Annotated in this window: 8 protein-coding genes; 7 read left to right on the top strand and 1 reads right to left on the bottom strand. The window is 46.9% G+C overall.

Going from position 1 to position 2,909, the window contains the following annotated elements:
* Positions 1–17 precede the first annotated feature (17 nt).
* The 7 genes from QZP87_RS08585 to QZP87_RS08555 all read left to right on the top strand — a co-directional run bounded on the left by QZP87_RS08585 (position 18) and on the right by QZP87_RS08555 (position 2,157).
* Positions 18–308, top strand: a complete 291-nt coding sequence (locus tag QZP87_RS08585; protein WP_291322508.1) for a nucleotidyltransferase domain-containing protein — start codon at positions 18–20, stop codon at positions 306–308.
* A 45-nt stretch (positions 309–353) separates the two neighbouring features.
* Positions 354–488: a hypothetical protein gene (locus QZP87_RS08580; RefSeq protein ID WP_291322507.1), complete on the top strand. Its 135-nt coding sequence runs from the start codon at positions 354–356 to the stop codon at positions 486–488.
* Between the two features lie 122 nt (positions 489–610).
* Positions 611–835 carry a hypothetical protein gene (locus QZP87_RS08575; RefSeq protein WP_291322509.1) on the top strand — a complete coding sequence of 75 codons (225 nt, stop codon included), beginning with the start codon at positions 611–613 and terminating at the stop codon, positions 833–835.
* Complete coding sequence (locus tag QZP87_RS08570; protein ID WP_291322506.1) at positions 823–1,260, top strand: PIN domain-containing protein; 438 nt, start codon at positions 823–825, stop codon at positions 1,258–1,260. The genes QZP87_RS08575 and QZP87_RS08570 overlap by 13 nt, the downstream gene beginning before the upstream one ends.
* Positions 1,261–1,486: 226 nt before the next feature.
* Entirely contained in the window at positions 1,487–1,762 is a 276-nt protein-coding gene (locus QZP87_RS08565) for an AbrB/MazE/SpoVT family DNA-binding domain-containing protein (RefSeq protein ID WP_291322505.1), read from the top strand.
* On the top strand, positions 1,759–1,974 hold the full coding sequence (locus QZP87_RS08560; protein WP_291322504.1) for a hypothetical protein: 216 nt from the start codon (positions 1,759–1,761) through the stop codon (positions 1,972–1,974). The genes QZP87_RS08565 and QZP87_RS08560 overlap by 4 nt, the downstream gene beginning before the upstream one ends.
* 48 nt (positions 1,975–2,022) lie before the next feature.
* Positions 2,023–2,157, top strand: a complete 135-nt coding sequence (locus tag QZP87_RS08555; RefSeq protein ID WP_291322503.1) for a hypothetical protein — start codon at positions 2,023–2,025, stop codon at positions 2,155–2,157.
* 74 nt (positions 2,158–2,231) lie between these two features.
* Here the strand turns inward: QZP87_RS08555 and QZP87_RS08550 are convergent.
* On the bottom strand, positions 2,232–2,909 hold a 678-nt coding region (locus QZP87_RS08550), incomplete at its 5' end, for a DUF4143 domain-containing protein (protein ID WP_291322502.1).

Raw genomic sequence — 2,909 nt, 5'->3', positions numbered from 1 at the left:
TTTAAGTTGTGTTATCTATGAATCGCAATAATATTTTCAACACTATCAAAAAATACCGTGAAGAATCCGGTGATGAGCTCGGCATTCTCAGGATAGGTGTATTTGGCTCCCTGGCTAAGGGGCAGGAAAATTCTGCAAGTGATATTGATGTAGTTGTAGACTTGAACAAACAGGACCTTTTCAGGATTATCGGCATCAAGCAGGACCTTGAAGATATCCTGGGGCTCAAAGTTGATGTAATAAGTTACAGACCCGGCATGAATAAGTTTCTAAAGGAAAGAATCGACCAGGAAGCTGTCTATGTATGATAGAGCCTTGCAGCACACCTCCTCAGCCAGGTGCATGAGGCTTCCATGACAATAATGCAAAGGTTTGAGCCGGTTCAATCAGTCAGTGATTTTACCGATTCTCCAGGGGGTATGGAAAAGCTGGATTCCATCTGCATGCAGTTGATTACCATTGGTGAAAACATAAAAAATCTGGATTAAGTCACAAAGGGGCAGTTGGGCCAGGTCTCTGAGACCAGCAAGTTTATTGCCAAACCCGGCCATCTGCCTTAATCTTAATTGAACTGACGTCTTTAAACTATGAGCAGTTAAAGGTGAGCAAAATGGAAACACGAAGATATGAGCAGATTTTATCTGACATCCAGGCCCTGCCTCTTTCTGAACAACTCCTCTTATTAGAACAAACAGCATCATTAGTAAGAAACAAGGCTGCTTCTTCATCTAAAGCCAGGAGCATCATGGAACTTAAGGGAATGGGGAAAGATTTATGGGAAAAAATAGATGAAGATAACTATATAGCTGAAGAAAGAGCATCATGGAGAGAATAAAAAAACTCTCTGGCGCTACCGTCGGAATTGATACCGCACCTCTGATTTACTTTATTGAAGAAAAGCCTCCCTATCTTTCTGTATTGGAACCATTTTTTGCAGAAATGGAAAAGGGATCTTTTTTAGTTTCAACTTCGACCATTACCTTGCTTGAAGTTCTGGTTTATCCCATGCGTGCAGGTAATTATTCTCTGGCATCTGAATATAAGGATATCCTGCTGCATTCAAAAATGATAACCGTTGAAATTTCTCATTCTATCTCAGAGCGTGCTGCAGGCCTAAGAGCAAAACATAATATTAGAACTCCAGATGCATTACAAATTAGTGCAGCCATTGAAACGGGAGCAGACTACTTTCTCTCGAACGATCTCAGGCTGCCAGATATCCCTTCAATTAAGATAATTACCCTTGATAGTCTGATTTAATCAGCAGCTTGCCGGCCCCGCAAACGGCAGGGTAACGCAAATACCGCGCGTTCTGGACAGTATGACTATTGACATTATGCGCTTTGCCGGAAGTGTAAAACCAGGCCCCTTTATTTGACACTTCGCGTCAAGCGCGAGATGTAAAGGAACTACTTGTTTGTTGACAATTCCCTGGGTATTTCTTACTTTTGTACTCAAAGTAATGATTTTATGAGGGAGGTAAGAAATGGCTTTGGAAAGCAAGGTGACCAGCAAGGGACAGGTGACTATTCCCAGGGATATCAGGGACAGTATGGGGATAGGTTCCGCCGGCAGGGTCAGTTTTACTGATCTCGGCAATGGCCTGGTTCTCATCAGATCCTGTGATAAACCTGCTTCGGAGATATTCGGTCTGCTCAGTGACAGGCCCAGGACGCGCAAGGATGCTCTGAGCATTGAAGAAATGGATGAGGTTATAAAAGAACAAAGGCTTGAAGCGGGCAGTCGCGGGACAGGTGTATGATAGCTCTGGACACTAATGCTTTAGTGCGGCTGGGCGTGGAGGATGATCAAGCACAGGCCGCCAGAGCCAGACGCCTGGTCAGTGATGCAGAGAACCGGGGAGAGAAAGTATTGCTTCTGTCCGGGGTTCTGCTGGAGATGGTCTGGGTTCTTTCTAAGGGTTACGGCTTTCAACGCAGTGATATCGCTCATCTTCTGGACGCACTTTTGTGATCTCCGACTTATGAGGTGGAAAATCGAACCGCTGTCCAGGTGGCAAGCTTGCGTTACAGAATGGAAGACGACTTTGCAGATCTTCTTTTTGTCCAACTGGCCAGGGACAGAAAGGCCAGCGCCTTTTTCAGCCTGGACAACAGACTGATTAATCTTTTTCCGGACTACGCCCGGAAAATATGAATGCTGCAGCAACAAACATAACGATTGGCCCCTGACCCGGATTCTGAGCCGGCCGTTCACACCAGTTTCTCCGGCTACTGTACAAGGGCCCACTTCCAGGCCGGGAGCACATGTATGAGCCCTGCATCGGTATCAACGTACTTTTCAGTATTAAAAGACACTATGCAGGCCTTAGAAACCTGACATTCCCGCATGGCTTCAGACAATGCTGTTATTTCCCGCTGGGCCGTCTTTTTATCCTCCATCCACGCTGCTGACTGGATCAGGCTGATTTTTCCGGAGGTATCCTGGACATAAAAATCCACTTCGCGCCCGCTCTGTGTGCGGTAGTATTCGATCCACTGTGTTCTACGGCGCAGTTCCATGAACACAAGATTTTCCAGAAGACGGCCCCAGTCGGGAGAAGTGCTCCGGGAACAGGCCCGGATCATACCGGTATCCACCGCGTAAACCTTTCTGGGGTTGACCATCCTGGAGCGCTCTGAGCCCGAATGAATGCAGACCGGGAAAAAAAGATAGGCATCAGCCAGGTAGTCAAAAAACTCGTGCAGGGTGTTCTTACCGCAGGCTATACCTTGTGATTTCAGATCATTGTAGAATTTCTGCACACTGAACAGCCCGGCAGGCGAGTTCATCAGGTGCCGGATCAAATACCGCAGGGCAACAACATTGGAAATCCCGCGACGTTCCACCAGGTCCCGCAGGACCACAACATCCAGATGCCGAAACCTGGGACAGTCCCCGCGAGAGCC

The organism is Desulfonatronospira sp., assembly GCA_003563255.1.
Taxonomy (GTDB): Bacteria; Desulfobacterota; Desulfovibrionia; order Desulfovibrionales; family Desulfonatronovibrionaceae; genus Desulfonatronospira.
The sequence above is the reverse complement of the archived record's forward strand: the minus strand, read 5'-3'. Positions and strand labels throughout refer to the sequence as shown.